The sequence below is a fragment of the Caldithrix sp. genome (assembly GCF_056497305.1).
In genome coordinates, this window is record NZ_JBSMDE010000023.1 from 1 (window position 1) to 20,754 (window position 20,754).

A 20,754-nucleotide genomic window follows, 5' to 3' on the forward strand; every position below is an offset into this window, starting at 1 on the left:
GCACAGGGAAGTATTTTTAAATTAAAAATTAAAAATTACGAATTACGAATTAATTTGCGAAGGGGCAACTTATGCCCAGGCGGTGAGGAACCGTGCCGGCATGTCATTCTGAGAATCCCTTACATTGGCAGACCCTTCGAAAGAGCAATGTAACTCGTACTTCAGTCCGCGACTTTGTACGGGCGAAGCATTTATGGCGAGCTTTTGTTTTAAAACCCATCCTCCCGGCCCTGTTCCCTTTAAAAAAGGGAAGGGGGAGTTATAATCTTTACAATGTAAAGATTGATTTTTAAATGTTCATCTACTTTAATTTTTGGGAGAGCTTAGTAAGAATGCAGCACAAAAATTTTCGCATCCCGCTAAGCGGGATGATAAGTTTTGAAGGAAGTATTCTAATGCCATCCTGTTTTTGGTAACTTTTGCTCACCATTTTCGTACCTGTGGAGAAAATACGCAAATAGATTGGAGGATTTCACGATGAAAAAATGGTTCTTCTTTTTGGTTGTGTTTTACCTGCCCTGGTTAGTCAACGCACAATCCATCGATTTTCCCAGCACTCATTTTGGTCTGAGTATCGGCAATTCCAAAAATTTTACCGGACTGCGCATTAACTTTAGCGATCAACAGGTTAAAAAAATCAACGGCATTAACATCACTTTGTGGAAAGCTAAACAAAACGAGCAGGCAGTGGTGAAGGGCCTTTCATTGGGATTCATTATGCCCCAGGCCGGCGAACTGTACGGCGTGCAGGCAGGCTTGCTGGGCGTTTCTGCAGAAAAAAAGATGGTTGGTGTAAACCTGGGCTTGATTGGTAGTGGATCTGGCGGGAGCATGGTCGGTCTTAATTTTGGCGGATTAGGGCTGGGTAGCGGAACCAGTATCACAGGGCTTTCCGTAGCCGGTTTTGGCCTGGCTGCCGGGCAGGACTTACAGGGTATTGCACTGGCAGGATTTGGCCTGGGCGCCGGAAAGACATTCTCCGGCCTTGGACTGGCCGCTTTCGGGATTGGAGCAGGGGAGACGCTAAGCGGCGTTACGCTGACAGGCTTTGGCACCGGGGCCGGGAAAAATCTAATTGGTCTGCACATTGCAGGATTTGGTGTGGGCGCCGGTGAGAATGTCAAAGGCATGAACATAGCCGGCTTTGGCGTAGGCGCCGGTAAAAATATGTACGGATTTCAGGCCGCTCTCTTTGGAGTCGGCGCCGGGAAGAGCATTGAGGGCGTGAGTCTGGCCGGCATCGGATTGGGGGCCGGCGAAAAACTGCGCTGGTTGAATGTAGCTGGAATCGCCCTCGGCGCTACACAAATTGAAGGCCTCAGTATGGCCGGTCTTTTTATGGGCGGAAAACGCGTAAGCGGCCTGGCCCTGGCTTCGGCGGCGATTAAAATTCCTCAGGATGGTGCGTTCAAAGGATTGAGTGTGTCTGCTGTGAACTGGAATAAAGGAGTTCACACCGGGATTGCCCTGGGCCTGTTCAATTATGCTCAAACCTTACACGGTGTGCAGTTGGGACTTTTGAATTACGCCGGAAATAATCCTGCCTGGTTACGAGTTCTGCCACTGTTCAATTTGAACCTGTAACATCGTAATAGGTGCTTTAAAACTTTTTGGGAGTGAGGGGATTCAAGGTTTTAGTCCTTCTCCCTCATCCCCTCTCCCGAAAATCGAGAAGAGGGGGCAATTTAGCCTGCCGGTGTAAGGGCTCCTTCTTCCCGATGAATCGGGATCAGAATGAAACGTGGGCACGGCCTATCGCCTGTCAGACACAACTTGCCGCTTCACAAAATAACTTATAATTCGTAATTGAAGATGGAGCGTCACATTACAGTTGCTATTACGTTCATTGAGCCCTTTTTGTCGTTCAAAAATTGCCTACGCTGAGCGGTTTTCAATCTTGTGTCTTTCTAAAAATTGAGTTGATTTGTTTTCTGCTGCCCTTTATTTTAAGGCATGCGTATTTGGATTCTTTCGGATATTCACGTTGATTTCAAAGAAAATCAACATTGGGTCGATCAAATTTCTGCCTTGGATTACCGGGAAGATGCGCTTATTCTGGCCGGCGATGTGACGCATCATTTTAATCGTTTTCAAACGGTTTTAAAAGACCTGCGACGTAAATTTAAACACCTGTTCTTTGTGCCCGGTAACCACGATCTGTGGATTCGGGACACGGCCTTCAGCCATTCATTGCAAAAATTTGAGGCTATTCTTGAATTTTGTCGGGATGCTGATATCCAATTTGAACCTTTTTTGTTGGACAATGAAACGCAAAAAATTGGGATTATTCCCCTATTTTCATGGTACCACTCCCGCGAAGAGATAGGCACGCTCTATTTGCCCAAACCCGGCGAGGAACCTGTGAACCGTTTGTGGAGCGATTACCATTTTGTCAGGTGGCCTGACCATAACTTTAAACCTGTTGAATATTTTGTGGAATTAAATTCCTGGCTGCCGGCTATGGCTGAGGCCCAGGTCATAATCACGTTCAGCCATTTTTTGCCCCGCCAGGAGACCATGTTTTCCAAAAACTACCAGCTGGACGGAGAGCGCTTGAAAAAGTATGACCGCCATCCACAGTTCAATTTCAGTCAGGTGGCTGGTTCCACATTGATCGAACAGAAATTACGCCAGTTTGGCTCTGAAATCCACGTCTATGGGCACCAGCATATTAATCGCGACCGAATGATCGAAGGCGTTCGATATGTGTCGCATTGTCTGGGCTATCCGGAAGAACGACGACGCGGTACCGTGCGGGGTATTGAACAGGGCCTGAAGTGCATCTGGCCTGATCATGCATCATGAGTAAAATTAAAATCCTTTTTCTTTCTGATACGCACATTGGCTGGACTGGCCTTTGCATCCAAGAATTAAACGTCCGCGGCGCGGCGATGATTTCTGGAATAATTATCTGAAAGCCCTCAAAACAGCCATGAACAGGGAAGTGCACCTGGCGGCGATTTGTTGTACCGCAGCAAAGTTGCGGATTGGCTAATACACAAAGCCTTTTCGCCCATCATTGAAATAGCGAAAAAAGGGGGCCTGGTTCACGTCGTGCCCGGAAATCATAAACGTTCTTATTTTAAGCGTTTCCTGTGTTTGAACGTCATGCCCGATTGTTCGTTTGTGAGCGCCCAGGAACCTTTCTCTTTGCCAAAAGATATTTGTTCGGCTAAACATCCGATCCAGGTTTAAAACAAAATTGTATGGAACAAACTGGCAAAAAGAACAGGCCGATATCCGAATTCTATGCCTGCATCAGACCTTTGAAGGCGGAAGTGGGCCTTCACCATTTTTAGTTTGGAAAGCGGAGTGATGCCATTAATCCGCACGACATCCCGGCCGCCATTCCACTCACTCTGGCCGGACATTTGCTTCGTTACCAAATTTTGCAAACACCGACTGGCGACAAAATTGTTTTTAGCGGATCGACTTAACGCACCTCCTTTGCCGAACGTCTGGAAACAAAGGGATATTGTGTACTTACCGTCGAACAACAAGGAGACGTTCGCGTACGGTTTAAATCGCTGCCCACACGTACCATGTTTCAATTTAAATTTGAACACCTGCCTTCTCAGCCCAAACTGGTCTCCATTTTAAAGAGCTTGCCTGCCCAGGCCCATGTTAAAATCCTGTTACCACAAATCCCTGAAAACTTCCGTGTTGCTGCAATGAGAAAAGAAGTATCCCCTTCAATGATCATTGAGATTCAACCTCTTAACCGATTGTCAGATAGTGGGCAAAGAGGGCAGGCCAATAAAAGATCGATTTGCTGAAGGTATTACAAACAATTTCAGTTGCAAACGGGCCTAAGGAAAAATTCAAAACGCTAAAAAAAACTGTCTGATGCGGATTAAAAAAAAGGCGGAAGCCGGGTTCCGCCTTTTAGTGAATGGCTTTGCTTAAAGCATGAACAGCATTTCAGAATATTTGGGCAATGGCCATAGTTCATCGGGGATTAAGCCCTCCAGCTGGTCGGCCGGCTGTCTGGTCTTTTCGATCTGATCCACAATATGATCGGCAAAAAAGCGGGCTTGCTTTTCGATGTTTTCAATGCTCAGCCCTTCCTTCATCAATGCCTCCAGCTTTTTACATTCTTCCTGCAGGGCTGAAAGGGCCGCATTCACCCGGGACAGACTTTCGATAATAGGTTCCAGGTTTAAGCCATTGGTAACACTGGCTACGGCGTGGGCTTCCCTAAGCGCGGTAGCCAATTGGGTCTGATATGTAAGGGCAGCCGGAATCACCTGTGTACGAATCAAATCGCAGAGCGTATCGGCTTCAATATCCAGGGTTTTGACGTATTGTTCCAGTTTGATGTGGTAACGCGCCTCGAGTTCTTCGCGGGAAAAGACCTTTTGCCTTTCCAACATGGCCACATTTTTGGGATCAATAAAAGCTGCCAGCGCATGTGCGGTTCTACGAATGTTAGGCAGGCCGCGCTTTTCGGCCTCTTTTTGCCACTCTTTACTGTAGTTGTTGCCTTCAAAGCGGATGCGTTCTGTTTCGATGATGAACTTGCGCAGTACATTTAAAACAGCTGCCTTGAATTCGGTGCCTTTTCCCAGTTCCTTTTGAATTTCTTTAACAATAATGTCAATGGAATCGGCTACCGCAGCGCTTAAAAAAGTGTTGGGCATGGAAATGGAAGCCGAGGAACCCACAGCGCGAAATTCAAACTTGTTTCCTGTGAAAGCAAAAGGAGAGGTGCGGTTACGGTCTGTGTTGTCCCTCAAGATGGAGGGCAGTTTGCTGATGCCCAGGTCGATGATGAACTCTTCGGTGCGCTTGATCTCTTTACCGGCCTTGATGTCTTCTAAAATTTCGGTCAGACGTTTGCCCAGGAAAACCGACATGATAGCCGGGGGCGCTTCGTTGGCCCCTAAACGATGGTCGTTGCTTGCGGAGGCGATGGCAGCGCGTAGCAGATCGCCATAATCGTTAACGGCCTTCAGCACGGCGACCAAAAAGACCAGAAATTGCAGATTTTCTTCGGGTGTTTTGCCGGGATCAAGCAAATTGTGGCCCTCTGAATCAGAAAGCGACCAGTTGTTGTGTTTACCGCTGCCATTGATGCCACTGAACGGTTTTTCATGTAACAGCAGAGCCAGCCCGTGGCGTTCGGCCGTTCGTTTTAAAACCTCCATGATTAGCTGATTGCGGTCGGCGCCCACGTTGAGTTCAGCAAAGATGGGGGCAATTTCAAACTGATGAGGGGCCACTTCGTTGTGCCTGGTCTTAGCCGGAACGCCCAGGCGATACAATTCATTTTCTGTATCTTGCATGAAGGCTAAAACACGTTCTTTAATCGAACCAAAATAGTGGTCTTCCATCTGCTGGCCCTTGGGCGGTTCAGCCCCCAACAGTGTTCTTCCGGCAATGCGCAGATCGGGGCGCTGATTGTAAAAGCGTTTGTCGATCAGGAAATACTCCTGCTCTGTGCCCACGGTAGGCAGCACGCGCTGGGCCGTTTTGTTGCCAAAAAGCTTAAGAAGAGAGAGCCCGGAGCGATTAATCGCTTCCATGGAACGCAGCAGAGGCGTTTTTTTGTCCAGCGCCTCGCCATTGTAACTGATAAAAACAGAGGGAATACAGAGGATGCCGCCGCCGTTTGGTCCTTCCATAATAAAAGCCGGACTGGAAGGGTCCCACATGGTATAGCCGCGAGCCTCAAACGTAGCGCGCATGCCGCCACTGGGAAAAGAGGAAGCGTCTGGCTCGCCCTGTACCAGCTGATCGCCCTTGAAGCGCTCAATGACCTGGCCATCCGATTCGATTTCAAAAAAAGAATCGTGTTTTTCGGCTGTTAAACCGGTTTGAGGTTGAAACCAGTGCGTGAAATGCGTAACGCCTTTGCTGATAGCCCACTCTTTCATGGCATGGGCTACGCTATTGGCAATACTTAAATCCAGCTTTTCACCGGCTTTAATGGTTTTAATTAATTTTTTGTACACATCTTTTGGCAATTTTTCGCGCATCACCTGATCGTTAAACGTGTTTTCGCCAAACTGAAAGGGAGGCAACTTCTCGTACGTTTTAGATGAAGGGGTGGTCAATTCAACAGAAATTTGTTTACGAATAGTGCTCATTATGAACGCTCCTTGTAATTGGTTTAACCATTTAATAGTTTGGATTTATTTTTGCATAAATCATGCCAGGAATCAACAGGAGAGCAAAATTGTTAGTAACTATTTAAATAATAACAGATTACGGCGATATGGGGAGGAGCGTGCGTAGACAGGGCGAAGGAAAAAAACTTCAAAAATGTAGTAAAAAATTTGTAATCTTACAAAAATGTAATTAAAATGGGATTGAGGTCGATAAAACGGTTGGGAATTAAGGGAAATAAATCGCTTTTTGTTGGGTAGGAGTTCAAAACCCAAACAAGACCCTTTTGACCGAAAGACCGTAAAAAACAAAGTCGGTTTTAAGCGCCTCTTTTGCCTGTCTGTTGCAAAAGGTCGGCGATCAAAAAATACAAGAATGTAGTTAGAAATGCAAAATAATACAAAAATGTAGGAAAAAATATGAGTCAGAACCATCTCAAAAAACAGCACGATACCCTGCTCCGTAAATTGTCCGTGCTTGAGGAGATCAATCAAACGGTCAGCCGGTCACTGAATTTAACCGATTCAATGAACGCGACTTTGAATATTCTGTTCAAACGCTCAAGAATCAAAGCCGGAGCCGTTTTGTTGGTGGATGACAGCGCTCCTGTGCTACGGATGGAGGCGCACATCGGTTACGACGTCAATCCAGAGCGTGTGGTTTATCAGTTTGGTGAAGGGTTAACGGGCAAGGTGGCCGATACCAAATCGCCCATTGTCGTTCCCCGGGTGAGTAAAGAGCCTCTGTTTTTAAATCGTTTAAAGGGATGGCAACCCAAAAAGGATCGGGAGCTGAGTTACCTGGGAGTGCCCATCATTAGTGATTATCAACTTTTGGGTGTGTTGAATGTTTTAATCAGCTACAGCGCTTCGCGGGATCTAAACACCACGCTCAAATTCTACAAATTGGTAGCCTCGGCTCTGGTGCAACCGATTCGCCTGTCCAAAATTTTACAAAATGAGCGCAAGGATTTACTCAATGAAAAGGTGCGGCTTGATACTCAGCTACGAAATGAATTCAATTTAAGTAACATTATTGGCAACAGTCACGGCATGCAAGAAGTTTTCGAAAAGGTATCGCAGGTGGCCCGCGCCGACACAACCGTGTTGATAAGAGGGGAGAGCGGCACGGGAAAAGAGTTGATAGCCCGAGCCATTCATTACAATTCCCTGCGTTCTCACAAACCTTTTGTTCGCGTAAATTGTGGGGCCATTCCGGAGACTTTGATCGAATCGGAATTTTTTGGCCATGAAAAAGGGGCATTTACCGGCGCTGTGGCTCGTAAAAAGGGAAAGTTTGAAATTGCCAATGGCGGAACTATTTTTCTCGATGAAATCGGCGAACTGAGTCCCATGACCCAGGTCAAGTTACTGCGTGTGCTACAGGAACAGGAATTTGAACGCGTAGGGGGCAATGAAACCCTCAAAGTCGATGTACGCATCATTGCGGCCACCAATGCTAATCTGGAAAAGAAGATGGAAACGGGGGCCTTCCGTGAAGACCTCTACTATCGTCTGAATGTGTTCACCATTTTTTTGCCCCCATTACGGGAGAGGAAGACTGATATCTTATTACTGGCCGATCATTTCTTGCTGAAGTACAACCGCAAGCACGGCAAGGCCATCCGCAGAATTTCCACACCAGCCATCGACATGTTGATGCGCTACCATTGGCCGGGTAATGTGCGGGAGCTGGAAAACTGCATTGAACGAGCCGTACTGGTATGTGAAGATCAGGTTATTCATGGCTACCACCTGCCGCCTACATTGCAGACTGCGGAGAGCAGCAATACGCTGCCACGACTCTCTTTGAAAGCGGCTGTAGAAAATTATGAAAAAGAATTGATCGTCGATGCCTTAAAGGCCAGCCGGGGTATTGTGGCCAAAGCGGCCCGCCTGCTGGATAGCACCGAACGCATCCTGAATTATAAGATCAAAAAATATGGGGTGGATACCAAACGGTTTAGGGGATGAGCCGGAGTTAACTACTGTAAAACCATTTCCGTCGTTATGGAGTTGAAAGTAAACGGATGATTTCGTTGCAGGCTACCAGGGGAGTGAAAGCTTGCCTTTCATATTTGCTGATTAAATCACCAGGTAGAATTTAATGCTCTTTAACCGTTTGCGCATGGCTTTGACCGAGTAAAAGAGAGTAAGAAAACGGCTACTGCGTATCCTGATTTTAAGGCCAGGTTTTCTGTTCTGTAACACCATTTAAATTTTGTACAGCCCGTCCGCTTTTATTAAATTTCGACATTGATAAGGAAAAGGATGAAAAGTCATGGATCTAAAATCATATATTAAAAAGAAAGAAATACAAAAATCAAAAAAGCGATACCTGCAGTTTAGTGAAAGCGAGCTGCAACAGTTGCGCCCTGATGAGATCGAAAGCATAATCGAACACTTTAGAGGGAATACGCTGGTCAAATTACCCCAGAGCGAAATCGCTTTTTTTGAATGGCTTAAGGAAAAAGATCGCCAGGTTTGGGACGATTTGTGGCAGGAAGAGGACGATGAAACTTACCTGGTCAGTATCGATTTTCTGCGGGAATTCATTCGTGAGACCCCTTCGTTTCCCATTTGTGATCTGGTGGATCAACCGAATTATTGGTTTTCCGTGCGCCACATAAAGCCAAAAGGCATGGAGTACCTGCAAAATGAACTAATGTTAAAAGTCGAGCTTGACGAACAGCTTACGCTTGAAGAACGCTTTCTGTTGGAGATTAGCGTAGCCTCCACAGACATCTGGCATTTTTGCCATCGCCATCAGATTGACATCCAAACGATGAAAGCGGCCATTGCTGAAATGGTTTATAAAGGCTGGCTGGTGCATTTGACAAATCGCGAAGACCTGGTAAAATACCTCGATTTTTAGAATACTTCCATCAGAAAATCTATCCCGCACGGCGGGATGCGAAAATTTTTGTGCTATGTGAGAAAATAAAATTGTTTAATTGTTGAATGGCCTGTCCCCGAAGATCGGGATTTCCGCTTTGCTTCAACCGGCTGGATGGCCGTCCAGACGGGCCTGTCCGGTGGCCAGACCTGTCAGGCTGCGCCTTGCCAGACTGGCGGGCCTGTCAGGCTGGTGCTGCCAGACTGGCCTGTCCTCGGGAATCGGAGTTTTCGCTTGCATGAGAACAACATTTGTGTAGGTGCTAAGGCAAGTCTTGAGCTGAAGCTCGAGTTACGTTGCGCTTGCGAATTGTCTGCAAGTGAAAGGGATTCTCAGAATAACATACCGACACGGACCTTCGCCGCCTGGTTACAACTTCCTCCTCCACAAAATAATTCGTCATTTTTAATTCGTTATTGAAAATAGAGCGCCATACTACAGTTACGCATTGCTTCCATTGTACTTTCTTTGTGGTCCAAAAATGGCCTCCGCTGAGCTGTCTTACAATCTCTGTTTTGTTTATTGCTTTTCTTTTATTAAATTAGCTCTGAAATTGCGCTTCGGATTCAGATGTAAGGGAAAGCTATTAATGAGTGAAATCGATTTGTACATTTCTGTTCTTCTCAAATTTTTAACAGCCTCCTTATTGTTGGAACGCATCATAGAATTCCTGGATAAAGGGCTCACTTTTGTCGGGATTTCCCTGGGCAAAAGGAATCAATTATTACGCCTGGCGGATATTCCTTTAGAGGAGTCAGAACAGACTAACCGCACTTTAAAGAAAGTCTTGATTGTGCAAACGGTGGGCATCATCATCGGCACAGCCATCTGTTATTTTTCCAATCTTGGTCTTTTAAAAGAGCTAAAACTCATAGCCACAAACCAGGTACAACCCTGGGATATCATTCTTTCCGGCATTTTCATCTCGGGCGGCAGTGAGCCCATTCATCAGTTAATTAATTTTCTTAAAGGCCATAAAAACCAGCTTGAACTGGAAAACAGCATCAAACTGAAACAGATTAAGAAACAAAGCTCAATTTCGGATCAACGTCCCGGCCACAAAATAGGCATTGTTTACGAAGGCGGTTTGTATCCGGACCAGCCTGGACACGGATTGCGTAAATCTAATCCAGGCTATGTGGTCATTCACCATTCAGGAACCACGATTCAGGCTTCATTTGAAGACGTGGTCAAAAAGGAAAAACAGGAACGCCGCAATGTGCGTGGCACCTATCGGCTTGATCCTTCTTTTCACGCTGTCATTACCTACGATGGCGTAATTCACAATTATTGCCGCTGGGATTCCATTGGCTGGCATGTGGCGAAAGGCCCCAGAGTGAGCAATGCCAATTCTCTGGGACTCTGTTTCGTGGGCAATTTCCACAATCGGGTGAGAGGCAAGAACAAACCATCAGAAGAACAGATCGAAGCTGGGGCCAGGCTGCTGGCCTTGTGGCGCATACTTTACAATATTGAAGAAAAGAATGTCATTCGACATAGTGAAGTGCGCCGGGGCAGAATTGTTTGTCCCGGAGAAAATTTTCCTATGGAACGCCTTGTAGCCAAGTCCACGCAATTGATCAAAACATGGCAACAGGACGAAGATATTTTAAAAGATATTCAACGATTTAAAAAACAACGGTATATCTATGTTTAACTCTGTTCCCAAAATAACGCTGTTTGTGTTTTTTACCGGCATATCCTTTGTGCTGGCTCAGGACGGCCAGAACTCAGCGCCTTTTTACACCTTAGACCTGATTCAGGTCTATTTTTTGCTGCTTCTGTTTGCCACCATATTGAACCGCATTCTAGAGTATTTTAAACTCTTATTAATCTTTTTAAACCAGAAGTGGCAATTTTTTACAGGCCTCTTTAACACTTTGTACAGAATGGCGGCCCGAAAACTGGATAATCTGGGCCTTGATTTTGATGATCAGCGACTAATGCAAAACATCCAGCGCTACACCATTTCTTTTATGATGCAATTGTTGGGCTTTGGGCTGGGCATTGGGCTGGCTTTTTTTCTCAGCCTCAATGTCCTCAAAAGCATGAATGTTCTACCGAAAAATCCCTTGCTGGGCGTGCTGTTAAGTGGGCTGCTCATCGGGGCAGGGGTTGAACCGGTGCATTCTTTCTTTCGCATTGTCCAGGAAAAACGTAAGCTGAAAAAACTTTTTGCTCAGCTACAAAAATAAATTGATCGGGAACACAAATTATTTTTATGCATTCCTTAAAATTGACCGAAAATTCAGGAAATAAACAGGCCAGAGCGTGATCATGGATGACAATAGAACAATACAGAATTTAAAAATACTGAGCATTTTAACGGTGCTTTTTATTGTTTACAATACTCTAATCCCTTTCAAACCCTACCTTGAGTGGTGGAAGATTGTCCGTAATTTAAGCCGTGTAGAATTAATACCTTTCATCGCCAAAGGTAAGCTCAATCCTTTAACCGATCTGGTAGGCAATGTGATCTTGTTTGTGCCTTTTGGATTTTTTGTGGCGCTGTACTTTATTCACCTTAAGCGCACCGTGCATGTTTATTTTGTAGTTGTTCTGGGTTTTTTACTCAGTTTAAGCATTGAAATTTTGCAGATCGGGTTTCGTTACCGTACGCCATCGGTTACCGATTTAATAACCAATACCAGCGGAACCTTTTTGGGTGTGCTGTTTGCCAGGGTTTATTTCAGGCGCCTGGAAGACCGCTTTAAACAGATTTTGCACCACATCTTACAAAATGAACCGATAACGCTCATCCTGCTTTTGATTTTATTGGTGCAGTTTTTTGCCTCCATGTTACCCTTCAATGTGACCATTACAGTTTCTGATCTTAAGAAGGCCATTGCTTACACCAATATTCAACCGTTTGGTTTCAAACCATTAGGGCAGCTTGTAGGGGCGCATGTGAAGCACCTGGAACGGTTTTCCTTTTCGGAAATTGATTTTGTGGGCAACATGCTTTTTTATGTCATTTACGGTTACCTGGTGATGTACGCCTATTATCAATACTGGAAAAAACAATGGTTCGGCAGGGGATTGGTCCTTGCTTTGTTGCTGATCTATTTTCCTCTTCTGGAGATGACGCAATTTTTTATTAAGTCGCGTTTTAGCGATGTGAATGACATCCTCAGCGGTTACCTGGGGGCCTGGAGCGGAGCCCTTCTCTTTTTACTAACCAAGCGTAATAGTTGGTTTAACAATGGCAAGCAGATTGTACTTGACCACTTTAGGCTACCAATCGTGTTTTATCTAATCTACATCTTTTACAAAGGATTAAGCCCTTTTAATTTCAGTTTGCATCCCGATGTGATCGGTCTTAACTGGAAAATCCGTTATCTGGTGCCATTTTACGCCTACTACAAGGTTACTTCACTTTGGAATATTTACGATTTACTGGAATCGTTTTTCTGGCTTATGCCTTTGGGTTTCATAATCGCTTACCAATTCAATGCCCGGGGCAGATTGTTTCTGGCTGGTAGAGTGGCCCTCGGAGTAGGCCTGATCATCTCTTCCATCATCGAAATCAGTCAGTTGTTTTTGCCCACGCGGACAGGCGACATTACGGATGTCATTTTTATGACTTTTGGCGCTATCTTAGGCGTCTATTTATTTCGTTATTACCATGATAACTACATGCTGGACTACCAACCATCCGAGTTTGTAAAATCGTTACAACAGGGTAATTGACTTTCCGTGTGTCGTTGCATTAGCCGCAAAAAACAATCCATTTTACTCACCGTAACATGAGGCGCCATTCCCTCTTCAATGGGGCTTTGCAGAATTAAAAGAATGTTAAGTATTGTATTTTTCTGTGAATATGTTTATTTTAGCCAGAACGCAATTAAAACATCAGGGTTTACGAATATGAAAATCATTTTAACTTTTTTCTGGATTTTAATAGGCGCTGCTTTACTGTGGTTCTTTGCGGAAAATCTGGATCAAAACGTGACCATTGATGTTTTTGGCCGCACTTTTGAACATATCAATCTGGTTACGGTCATTTTCATCTCAACCATGTTGGGACTGTTGCTAGGAGCCATTTTAATGACCTGGCAGGTCATCAAGACCAAAGCCGGCGCTTCTGCCTTAAAAAAAGAGGTCAAAAAATTGTCCCAGAAGGTTGAAGATTTGCAAAATACCGTTAGAGAAAAAGAGCTGGAAATTGAACGATCTAAAAAAGATTTAAATCAAGAGGATCCCAACAGCGGTTTGCAGATATGATTACATTGGTAGGCAAAAAACAATTTCAATGGTGCTGCGTTGTCATTTTACTTTTATTCAGTTCAAATGGTTTACTGGCTCAGGTCAATTGGACCAATCTTTATGTTAATTACCGACATGGACAATATGAACAAATACGTACGGCTTTAACAAAGGTCAGTGATCAGCAAAAACAGCAGCTTGAGTTTCTCTTTTTTAGTTCGCTATTCGAAAAAGACGGCGCCAGAGCCATTCAAAATTACCGGTTAATTTTCAGGAGAGCTGACGGCTGGTTAAAAAAAGCTGCTGCCAAAAAGTGCTATGAATATTATTTTGCCCGCGGCCTGTATCAACAGGCCGAATCGTACGCCCGGTTTTTAGAGACCATTTCTGAAGCAGGCCAGAGCTCAATGGAGGAACCCCAGGAAACGATTTACTGGATACAGTTGGGCGCCTTTAGCAGCGGAAGCAATGCCAGAAAGCGGCAGGAGACCCTCGAAAAAAATGGCATAAAAAGTATTATTAAGATACGCAAAATTAATAATCGAGATTATTATTGTGTTTGGGTAAAGGGTCGATCCACCCTGGCCGATACTGAACAAATAGCCAGACAGATAAAAAATCAATTAAAATTTAATTACCGTATTATTAAAGAATAGGGAGGAGTATGGACATTAAAGAATTGAAAACAATCCCTCTGTTTTCTGAGTTGAGTGATGAAGCGTTGAATGATATCGCACGCATGATGGTCAAGCAGACCTACAAAAAAGATAATATGGTTTTAATTGAAGAAGAAGTTGGCTCAACTATGTTCATCATTCTGAGCGGACGCGTAAAAATTTCGCGCATTAGCGATGAGGGACGGGAAGTGATTTTGTCCATTTTGGTGGACGGAGACTTTTTTGGCGAAATGTCCATCCTTGATGGCCAGACGCGTAGCGCGAATGCAGTTACCTTAGAAGATAGCGAATTATTATTGATTCATCGCGAAAATTTTTTAAGAATATTACACGATTATCCCCAGGTAGCCATAAATTTATTAAAAGAATTAGCCCACCGCCTGCGACGGAGCGATGAGCAGATCAAGAGTTTGTCCTTACAAAATGCCATGGGCAAGGTGGCCTCTACGCTTTTGCGCATTGCCGATGATTCTGGAATTATCAAACAGGGGCAGGTGGAAATTCCCCAATTGCCTCCCCAGCAAGACCTGGCCAACATGGCCGGCACCAGTCGAGAAACAATCTCCCGTGTCATCAAATCTCTGGGCCAATTAGGCTATGTCAAAAAAGAGGGCAGCAAATTAATCATTCTGGATTATGATAAATTTCGGGAAGATTTTTCATAAAAGATGAAAAATCAATCCAGCAGCATTGCGATTGCTTCCAAAAGTTCTGAACGTTTTCAGACTTTTAAAAACATTCTGAAAGAAATCTGTCCCCGAATTTTACCTCTGAATATTGATCAGCGTTTAGAGATCGGTTTCTTTCACGAGTCGTTTGATTTAATCCTTATTGATTTTGCAGCTGATCCGCTGGCCAGTGTTCATGATATTGAACATTTGATTGAGCACCGTAGTCTTAAAGGAAAAACATTTCTTTACATCATTAATTCCAGTCAAGAAGCCTTAAAACATCAGATTTATCGTTTTGAAAATGCTCTGATTTTGATGGATCCAGTTGATCGGTTTAGTCTTCTTACTCAGGCCAGGACAGGAATCCGTCTTTCGCAGATTAATCGCCGCGTAGAGACTTACCAGGAATTGCTCGAAGGGGAGCAAAAACTAATCAGCTACACGGACGAATTGCTGGATCTGGACCAAATTCATGAACTGGATAATTTTGAGGAGGTCAAACAATATCTACAAAATACGCTCCTTAAAAAAATTGAATTAACTCTGGCTGTGGAATCGGCCTTTTTTACCTTTTATGAAGAAACAGGAAAGAGACTTTGGATCCAGGAGCGCGCAGGGGGCAACCAGCTGGAAAAAGTGGTCTATTTTTCTATTGAAAAGAGCCATGTTCACCGTTTGTTACAGCAAAATAAAGCCCTGGTTTTCCAGCGTGCAGACCTGGCCGACCCTTTCATTCAGGAACTGGAAGAGTACCTGGGGTTTAAAATCTTCAGCATTTTATTTGCACCGGTCAATATTTTCCACCGTCCATTTGGGGCCATTGTTCTGGTTAACAAGATTTACAGAGATTCCTTTTATGAAAATGACCTGGCGTTTACCATGGTAGCTGCCCAACGCATCGCTTTCAATCTGGAATCGTTCCTGAGCCATAGCGATAGTAAAGAGCATTTAAAAAATTTACCATTCAATCTGTTTACTCAGGAAGAATTAGAACAATTTGAACTCATTCAAAACATTTTAAAGGCCGTTCATTTTGGCGTTGTGGTTTTTGACCGGGAACAAAGGATCAAGTTTGTAAATCCCAGCGCGAGACAAATTTTGAATATTGATCATTCCATTAAAAAAATTCGCTACTTAAAAGATATTTTGCAGCCCAAAAATATTCGGGAAATTCTGGCATTGATTAAAGAAAATCCGCTGCCGGTTGTGCGCCAGGAGATTGAACTGGCTCAAGGCCTTCTGTCCAATGTTTACATCGGTTTGTCCATCTACCCTTACCAGAAAAAAGAGGAAAATCAGGAATACATTATGGTATTCTCAGAAATTACGCAAACAAAGCGCATTCAGGCAGAAATCATCCGCATGGATCGCATGGCTTCACTTGGGGCTTTGAGCGCCGGCATTGCGCATGAAATTCGCAATCCGCTGGCTGGTATTAAAGCCATGGCTCAGTCTCTGGAAGACGAACTTAGAGATGATCCGGGGAAATTGGAATACATCAGCCGGATTTTGCGCCAGGTAAATCGTCTGGAAAAGCTGCTTAAGGCCTTTTTCTCCTATGCTCGTCCGGCAAGGCCGGATCCGAAACAGTGCTCTGTGAAAAAAGTGCTCAACGAAGTCTTTCCACTCATTCAAACCCGTTTGAAAGAAAAGCGTATTAAAGTGGAAACCTTTTACGCAGAGGATTTGTCCGATGTATTTATTGATCCCAATCAAATCCAGCAGGTCTTTTTGAATCTTTTTTTAAATGCCATCGATGCCATGCCAGATGGGGGCGTATTGAGTATCCATGCCCAGAATGCGCTGAACACGCAACCGATTCTGGACAGAAGAAAACGGATTCCCAATCTGCTCTCGGACCGCTTCATCAAAATTACTGTTTCGGATACAGGGATTGGTATTGAGCCCGACGCTCTGGAACTGATCTTTAATCCCTTTTTTACGACCAAAACACAGGGCACGGGGCTTGGCCTTTCTATTGTGTACCAGATTATTCGTGAACATGGAGGCCATATTGAGGTGGAGAGTACCCCGGAGAAGGGGACCTCTTTCCATATTTTTTTGCCAGCTTTGTAATAGCCGGTCTTGTCGCATTCCGTGTACTAACAAAAACGCTATGTTTGGGAGTCAATGATAAACCTTTTTTTATCTGCATTACTGGCCGGCGTTTTAGTCGGATTAATCAGCTCCGTTTTAGGTCTGGGGGGAGGCATTATTCTGGTACCCACCCTGAACATTTTTTTTCATCTTTCGCAAAACGAAGCCATTGCCACCAGTCTGGCTACAATAGCCATGGTAACGCTGTTAAATTCCATTCGTTTTGCTCAGCGTAAAGAAATCGATTGGTCGCTGGTTTTGATCATTTTACTTTTTTCAGCGATCAGTTCCTCTGTGGGCGGTTTATTGGTTACCATTTTGCCCGAAAAATTTCTACTGGCTATTTTCATCCTCTTCCTGCTGTACGTGTTTGTGCAGATGTTTCTTTCGCGGCAAAAAACAGGCCGCACATCAAAATACAGATCGCGCTGGTACTGGGCTTCTATAATCGGTTCGTTTAGTGGGCTAATCTCTGGGACGACTGGCGTAGGCGGAGGAGTGATTATTACGCCCTTGCTTTACAAAAGCGGGGTTGTTCATCCTAAAAAGGCCGTCCCGGTGACCAATGCCGTTATGTTTCTTAACGCATTTTTTGCACTGATTCCGCTTGCCCTGCGTCATGGTCCCGACCATTTTCCCTGGAGCATCGGGCTGATTCATTTCGACCGCTCCATCCTTATTTTTCTCGGTGCCATCCCGGCTTCTTTACTGGGCACCAAATATCAGGCTAAAATCCCTGTGCATGTAAAAAAGGCAGCCATTGGTTTTATTCTGCTGATTATTTTAATCCGCATGTCCCTGCGTCTGTTCTGAACCTGCTCGCAATTCGATGGTAACAAATTCAGCCGGACAATTAAAGCGTAAAGGTAAGCCTGAGGTGCCAACCCCAGTGGTCGTAAAGCCGACGATGCCATTAAATCGCCAGACTCCACGGGCCATTTTACGAGGCAGTCTGCTATGTACTAAAATGGGGCCAATAAAGGGAAAACAAATTTGTCCTCCATGCGTGTGACCGCACAAAAAGAGATCGCAGCTTTGCGGTTCCATTTTTAAAAGCGCATCGTTGGCATGGGTGAGAACCAGTTTAAATCCATCCTTCGGCACATTTTTACTGGCCCTGGCAAAGTCGGCGTTTTCAAAATAGTGCTCTTCATCCAGACCGATCAACCAGATCGACTGGTTCTTTTTTCTAATTTCTACGTTTTCATTCATCAGACAGCGGATTCCCAGGGATTCAAGAGGGGAGACAATATCCAGAGGGTCATGATTACCAAGAACTGCGAACCAGCCATGCGTACCTGTCACCGCCTGCTTTAAAGGGGCCAGCGCTTCCATTGCCTTTTCGTACAGGCCTTTTAATTTAAAGCGGTAATCGCCTCCCAAAAGGACTAAGTCAAAATGGCGTTTATTTAAACGATCGATCAGTTTTTTCATGGTTTGTTGATTTCGGTCTGCATGGAGATCGGACAAAAATAGTATTTTAAACCGATCAAAGTTTGGCGGCAGATTGGGAAAGTGCAAATACAGGTAGTGGCTTCGAATATTGCGGGCATGCTGAAGTCCTCTTTTGTACAATCCCATTATTTTTAAGAAAGGAATGAACGCCGAGAACAGGTACTCGTAGCGTTCGAAGTGAAAAAGACGCTGCCAAAAACTAAAGAGAAAGGGATTCAGTTCCCACTCTTTTAATCGTCGCCGGCTATTGGTAGGCGTTTTCAATGTTTGCAGCTCCTTTGTGTTGATGTTTTTAACTTCTGGTAAAATGCCAGAAAGGCCATCGCCATTCCCTATTTTTCCAGAAGGAATCAGTAAAATTCCATGGCTCTCTTTGTAATCATTGATCGGCCAAAATTAGTAGAGGTTAAATAGAACTAAAAAAGAATGATTCAGGGCCGTTAACCTGACAGAATTTTTAAAAAATAACTTTACTTGTAATTGATGATTAAGTATCTTTTGTTTTTACGTGGCTTTTACTGTTAACAAACAAAAGGAGAAGGTATGGAAGTATCAACAAAAGGAATGGGCCTTCCCGAAAATGCCTACCGTAAACTTAAGCCTGGCGAGGTTTACAAACCAGTTGTACCGGATGAGGCGCCGCTTCCGGAGGTCACAGGATACTCCCTTTTCTGGGGCATGTTTTACGCGGTCATCTTTTCAGCGGCTGCGGCCTATCTTGGTTTAAAAATAGGGCAGGTGTTTGAGGCTGCCATCCCCATCGCCATTTTGGCTGTGGGCTATTCAGCATTAACGCGGCGTAAAAACGCCCTTTCCGAAAATGTTATTGTCCAATCGATTGGAGCCAGCTCAGGCGTCATTGTAGCCGGGGCTATCTTTACCATTCCCGGGCTTTACATCCTGGGCCTGAATGCCTCCTTCTGGCAGGTCTTTCTGTCATCGCTGTTCGGCGGTTTTTTGGGTATTTTATTTTTGATTCCTTTTCGCAAATACTTTGTGAAGGACATGCACGGCGAGTTCCCTTTTCCCGAAGCTACGGCTACAACCGAGGTCCTGGTAACCGGTGAGTCCGGCGGTGAAAAGGCTAAGATTTTATTAAAAGCTTTGATTATCGGTGGGATTTACGATTTTTTGGTCTCCGGTCTGGGACTGTGGAAAGAGGTGGTTTCTACCAGCGTGTTTGATTGGGGTAAAAAACTGATCGAGCATACGCGGCTGGAATTCAGAATGAACATTGGCGCAGCAGTGATGGGCCTGGGGTACATTGTTGGCTTAAAATATGCCCTCATCATTGCCAGCGGTTCTTTTTTGGCCTGGTGGGTCATTATGCCCATCGTCTATTATATCGGGCAATTCAATCCCCAACCCATTTTAAATGCTGCTAAACCAATTGCGCAAATGATGCCTTCAGAAATATTCAGCACCTACATCCGGCACATCGGCATTGGCGGCATTGCCACGGCCGGATTGATTGGCATCATTAAATCCTGGCGGATCATTGCCGGAGCCTTTACTCTGGCTATTAATGAGATCTTCGGTAAAGTCGACGGCCCGGAAGATGAGAATAATCTGCAACGCACGCAAACCGATATTAAGATGAAATGGGTGGTCGTGCTGATTGTGAGCACCCTGCTGGGCATTTTTGCCTTTTTCTTGCTGCTGGTGGTCAATGGAAATGTACTGTTTGCCGTTACAGGATTGTTAATCGTCACGGTCATCGCTTTCCTTTTTACTACGGTGGCCGCTCAGGCTATTGCTATTGTGGGGACCAATCCAGTCTCTGGCATGACCTTAATGACCTTAATCATCTCATCGGTCATTCTTGTTTCTATAGGCCTGCACGGTAACGACGGAATGTTAGCTGCCCTGATCATCGGCGGTGTGGTTTGTACAGCTCTGTCTATGGCCGGCGGCTTTATTACGGATTTAAAAATCGGTTACTGGTTGGGTACAACGCCACGTACTCAGGAACGCTTCAAATTTTTAGGGACCACTCTGGCGGCTGCCTCGGTGGGGGCCGTGATCTTTCTGTTGCACCAGACTTATGGATTTGGCCCGGCCACACCGCAACATCCTAATGCCCTGGAAGCGCCTCAGGCTTCAGCCATGGCAGCCGTGTTAAAACCCCTGATGACCGGGCAGCCTGCCCCATGGTTAATGTATTTGGCCGGTGTATTCATGGCCTTAATTTTAGAATTTTTAGGTATTTCACCTCTGGCCTTTGCTCTGGGCATGTACCTGCCTTTGCATTTAAACACCCCAATTCTGTTCGGCGGAATTATTGCTCATTTTGTCAGCAAGAGTTCTAAGGACGAAAAGGTGGTCCAGGCGCGGAAAGAACGCGGTACATTAATTGCCTCCGGATTCATTGCCGGCGGCGCTTTAATGGGCGTTGTAGCTGCTGCGCTGGTCTATTTGGGCCAGAGCATCACCGGAAGTTCCAGCTGGAACCTGATGGTGGGTATTGGAACACAACACTGGGCAGAATCTGCCGGAGCAGAGATTTTAGGCTTTGTCATGTTTGTAATCTTGCTGGCCTACATGTATTGGGATTCCAAGAGAGCTAAGGTAGAATAAAAAGATTCTTTGTGAAATGGGCTGATCCTGTCAGCCCATTTTTTTTTTGACTGACAAAAGGCTTTTAA

At 44.9% G+C, this 20,754-nt stretch carries 17 protein-coding genes; 14 read left to right on the forward strand and 3 right to left on the reverse strand.

Features of this window, described 5'->3' with window-relative positions:
* Positions 1 to 477 precede the first annotated feature (477 nt).
* The 3 genes from ACWB0I_RS02115 to ACWB0I_RS02125 all read left to right on the forward strand — a co-directional run bounded on the left by ACWB0I_RS02115 (position 478) and on the right by ACWB0I_RS02125 (position 3,195).
* Positions 478 to 1,584 (forward strand): hypothetical protein, encoded by a 1,107-nt coding sequence (locus ACWB0I_RS02115; protein ID WP_479386380.1) that lies wholly within the window; start codon positions 478 to 480, stop codon positions 1,582 to 1,584.
* Positions 1,585 to 1,953: 369 nt separating this feature from the next.
* Positions 1,954 to 2,805: a metallophosphoesterase family protein gene (locus tag ACWB0I_RS02120; protein ID WP_479386381.1), complete on the forward strand. Its 852-nt coding sequence runs from the start codon at positions 1,954 to 1,956 to the stop codon at positions 2,803 to 2,805.
* A 159-nt stretch (positions 2,806 to 2,964) separates the two neighbouring features.
* Entirely contained in the window at positions 2,965 to 3,195 is a 231-nt protein-coding gene (locus ACWB0I_RS02125) for a hypothetical protein (protein ID WP_479386382.1), read from the forward strand.
* A gap of 707 nt (positions 3,196 to 3,902) precedes the next feature.
* Here ACWB0I_RS02125 and ACWB0I_RS02130 read toward each other — a convergent pair.
* Positions 3,903 to 6,089, reverse strand: a complete 2,187-nt coding sequence (locus tag ACWB0I_RS02130; RefSeq protein ID WP_479386383.1) for a glutamine synthetase III family protein — start codon at positions 6,087 to 6,089, stop codon at positions 3,903 to 3,905.
* A 438-nt stretch (positions 6,090 to 6,527) separates the two neighbouring features.
* Between ACWB0I_RS02130 and ACWB0I_RS02135 the strand changes: the two genes are divergently transcribed.
* Together ACWB0I_RS02135 and ACWB0I_RS02140 are read left to right on the forward strand one after the other, a co-directional pair.
* Positions 6,528 to 8,081: a sigma-54-dependent Fis family transcriptional regulator gene (locus ACWB0I_RS02135; RefSeq protein WP_479386384.1), complete on the forward strand. Its 1,554-nt coding sequence runs from the start codon at positions 6,528 to 6,530 to the stop codon at positions 8,079 to 8,081.
* A 307-nt stretch (positions 8,082 to 8,388) separates the two neighbouring features.
* The gene (locus ACWB0I_RS02140) at positions 8,389 to 8,982 is read left to right on the forward strand and encodes a hypothetical protein (RefSeq protein ID WP_479386385.1); all 594 of its coding nucleotides are present in this window, start codon (positions 8,389 to 8,391) and stop codon (positions 8,980 to 8,982) included.
* A gap of 123 nt (positions 8,983 to 9,105) precedes the next feature.
* Here the strand turns inward: ACWB0I_RS02140 and ACWB0I_RS02145 are convergent, their stop codons facing one another.
* Positions 9,106 to 9,243 carry a hypothetical protein gene (locus ACWB0I_RS02145; protein ID WP_479386386.1) on the reverse strand — a complete coding sequence of 46 codons (138 nt, stop codon included), beginning with the start codon at positions 9,241 to 9,243 and terminating at the stop codon, positions 9,106 to 9,108.
* Positions 9,244 to 9,592: 349 nt separating this feature from the next.
* On the opposite strand from ACWB0I_RS02145, the gene ACWB0I_RS02150 reads away from it, so the two are divergent.
* From ACWB0I_RS02150 to ACWB0I_RS02185, 8 genes are all read left to right on the forward strand, one after another.
* Positions 9,593 to 10,660, forward strand: coding sequence for an N-acetylmuramoyl-L-alanine amidase (locus tag ACWB0I_RS02150; protein ID WP_479386387.1), 1,068 nt, complete (start codon positions 9,593 to 9,595; stop codon positions 10,658 to 10,660).
* Positions 10,653 to 11,198, forward strand: coding sequence for a hypothetical protein (locus ACWB0I_RS02155; protein WP_479386388.1), 546 nt, complete (start codon positions 10,653 to 10,655; stop codon positions 11,196 to 11,198). Before ACWB0I_RS02150 ends, ACWB0I_RS02155 begins: the two co-directional genes overlap by 8 nt.
* A gap of 82 nt (positions 11,199 to 11,280) precedes the next feature.
* Positions 11,281 to 12,693 (forward strand): VanZ family protein, encoded by a 1,413-nt coding sequence (locus tag ACWB0I_RS02160; protein ID WP_479386389.1) that lies wholly within the window; start codon positions 11,281 to 11,283, stop codon positions 12,691 to 12,693.
* 177 nt (positions 12,694 to 12,870) lie between these two features.
* A complete protein-coding gene (locus tag ACWB0I_RS02165) occupies positions 12,871 to 13,227 on the forward strand; it encodes a LapA family protein (protein ID WP_479386390.1) in 357 nt (118 codons plus the stop codon).
* A complete protein-coding gene (locus tag ACWB0I_RS02170) occupies positions 13,224 to 13,865 on the forward strand; it encodes an SPOR domain-containing protein (protein WP_479386391.1) in 642 nt (213 codons plus the stop codon). Before ACWB0I_RS02165 ends, ACWB0I_RS02170 begins: the two co-directional genes overlap by 4 nt.
* Positions 13,866 to 13,873: 8 nt before the next feature.
* Positions 13,874 to 14,551: a Crp/Fnr family transcriptional regulator gene (locus ACWB0I_RS02175; RefSeq protein ID WP_479386392.1), complete on the forward strand. Its 678-nt coding sequence runs from the start codon at positions 13,874 to 13,876 to the stop codon at positions 14,549 to 14,551.
* A 3-nt stretch (positions 14,552 to 14,554) separates the two neighbouring features.
* Positions 14,555 to 16,633, forward strand: a complete 2,079-nt coding sequence (locus tag ACWB0I_RS02180; protein WP_479386393.1) for an ATP-binding protein — start codon at positions 14,555 to 14,557, stop codon at positions 16,631 to 16,633.
* A 54-nt stretch (positions 16,634 to 16,687) separates the two neighbouring features.
* A complete protein-coding gene (locus tag ACWB0I_RS02185; RefSeq protein WP_479386394.1) occupies positions 16,688 to 17,467 on the forward strand; it encodes a sulfite exporter TauE/SafE family protein in 780 nt (259 codons plus the stop codon).
* On the opposite strand, the gene ACWB0I_RS02190 is transcribed toward ACWB0I_RS02185, so the two are convergent.
* Positions 17,438 to 18,373 (reverse strand): metallophosphoesterase, encoded by a 936-nt coding sequence (locus ACWB0I_RS02190; RefSeq protein ID WP_479386395.1) that lies wholly within the window; start codon positions 18,371 to 18,373, stop codon positions 17,438 to 17,440. The genes ACWB0I_RS02185 and ACWB0I_RS02190 overlap by 30 nt on opposite strands.
* Positions 18,374 to 18,652: 279 nt before the next feature.
* Here ACWB0I_RS02190 and ACWB0I_RS02195 point away from each other — a divergent pair, with 279 nt between their 5' ends.
* Complete coding sequence (locus ACWB0I_RS02195; protein ID WP_479386396.1) at positions 18,653 to 20,686, forward strand: OPT family oligopeptide transporter; 2,034 nt, start codon at positions 18,653 to 18,655, stop codon at positions 20,684 to 20,686.
* Positions 20,687 to 20,754: the final 68 nt, after the last annotated feature.

What these genes read in the sequence shown, in the direction of transcription:
- ACWB0I_RS02150 (WP_479386387.1), top strand. Translation starts at nt 9,593, where the DNA reads ATGAGTGAAATCGATTTGTACATTTCTGTTCTTCTCAAATTTTTAACA.
- ACWB0I_RS02130 (WP_479386383.1), bottom strand. Translation starts at nt 6,089, where the DNA reads ATGAGCACTATTCGTAAACAAATTTCTGTTGAATTGACCACCCCTTCA.
- ACWB0I_RS02195 (WP_479386396.1), top strand. Translation starts at nt 18,653, where the DNA reads ATGGAAGTATCAACAAAAGGAATGGGCCTTCCCGAAAATGCCTACCGT.
- ACWB0I_RS02180 (WP_479386393.1), top strand. Translation starts at nt 14,555, where the DNA reads ATGAAAAATCAATCCAGCAGCATTGCGATTGCTTCCAAAAGTTCTGAA.
- ACWB0I_RS02140 (WP_479386385.1), top strand. Translation starts at nt 8,389, where the DNA reads ATGGATCTAAAATCATATATTAAAAAGAAAGAAATACAAAAATCAAAA.
- ACWB0I_RS02155 (WP_479386388.1), top strand. Translation starts at nt 10,653, where the DNA reads ATGTTTAACTCTGTTCCCAAAATAACGCTGTTTGTGTTTTTTACCGGC.
- ACWB0I_RS02185 (WP_479386394.1), top strand. Translation starts at nt 16,688, where the DNA reads ATGATAAACCTTTTTTTATCTGCATTACTGGCCGGCGTTTTAGTCGGA.
- ACWB0I_RS02135 (WP_479386384.1), top strand. Translation starts at nt 6,528, where the DNA reads ATGAGTCAGAACCATCTCAAAAAACAGCACGATACCCTGCTCCGTAAA.
- ACWB0I_RS02115 (WP_479386380.1), top strand. Translation starts at nt 478, where the DNA reads ATGAAAAAATGGTTCTTCTTTTTGGTTGTGTTTTACCTGCCCTGGTTA.
- ACWB0I_RS02170 (WP_479386391.1), top strand. Translation starts at nt 13,224, where the DNA reads ATGATTACATTGGTAGGCAAAAAACAATTTCAATGGTGCTGCGTTGTC.
- ACWB0I_RS02165 (WP_479386390.1), top strand. Translation starts at nt 12,871, where the DNA reads ATGAAAATCATTTTAACTTTTTTCTGGATTTTAATAGGCGCTGCTTTA.
- ACWB0I_RS02175 (WP_479386392.1), top strand. Translation starts at nt 13,874, where the DNA reads ATGGACATTAAAGAATTGAAAACAATCCCTCTGTTTTCTGAGTTGAGT.
- ACWB0I_RS02145 (WP_479386386.1), bottom strand. Translation starts at nt 9,243, where the DNA reads ATGCAAGCGAAAACTCCGATTCCCGAGGACAGGCCAGTCTGGCAGCAC.
- ACWB0I_RS02120 (WP_479386381.1), top strand. Translation starts at nt 1,954, where the DNA reads ATGCGTATTTGGATTCTTTCGGATATTCACGTTGATTTCAAAGAAAAT.
- ACWB0I_RS02160 (WP_479386389.1), top strand. Translation starts at nt 11,281, where the DNA reads ATGGATGACAATAGAACAATACAGAATTTAAAAATACTGAGCATTTTA.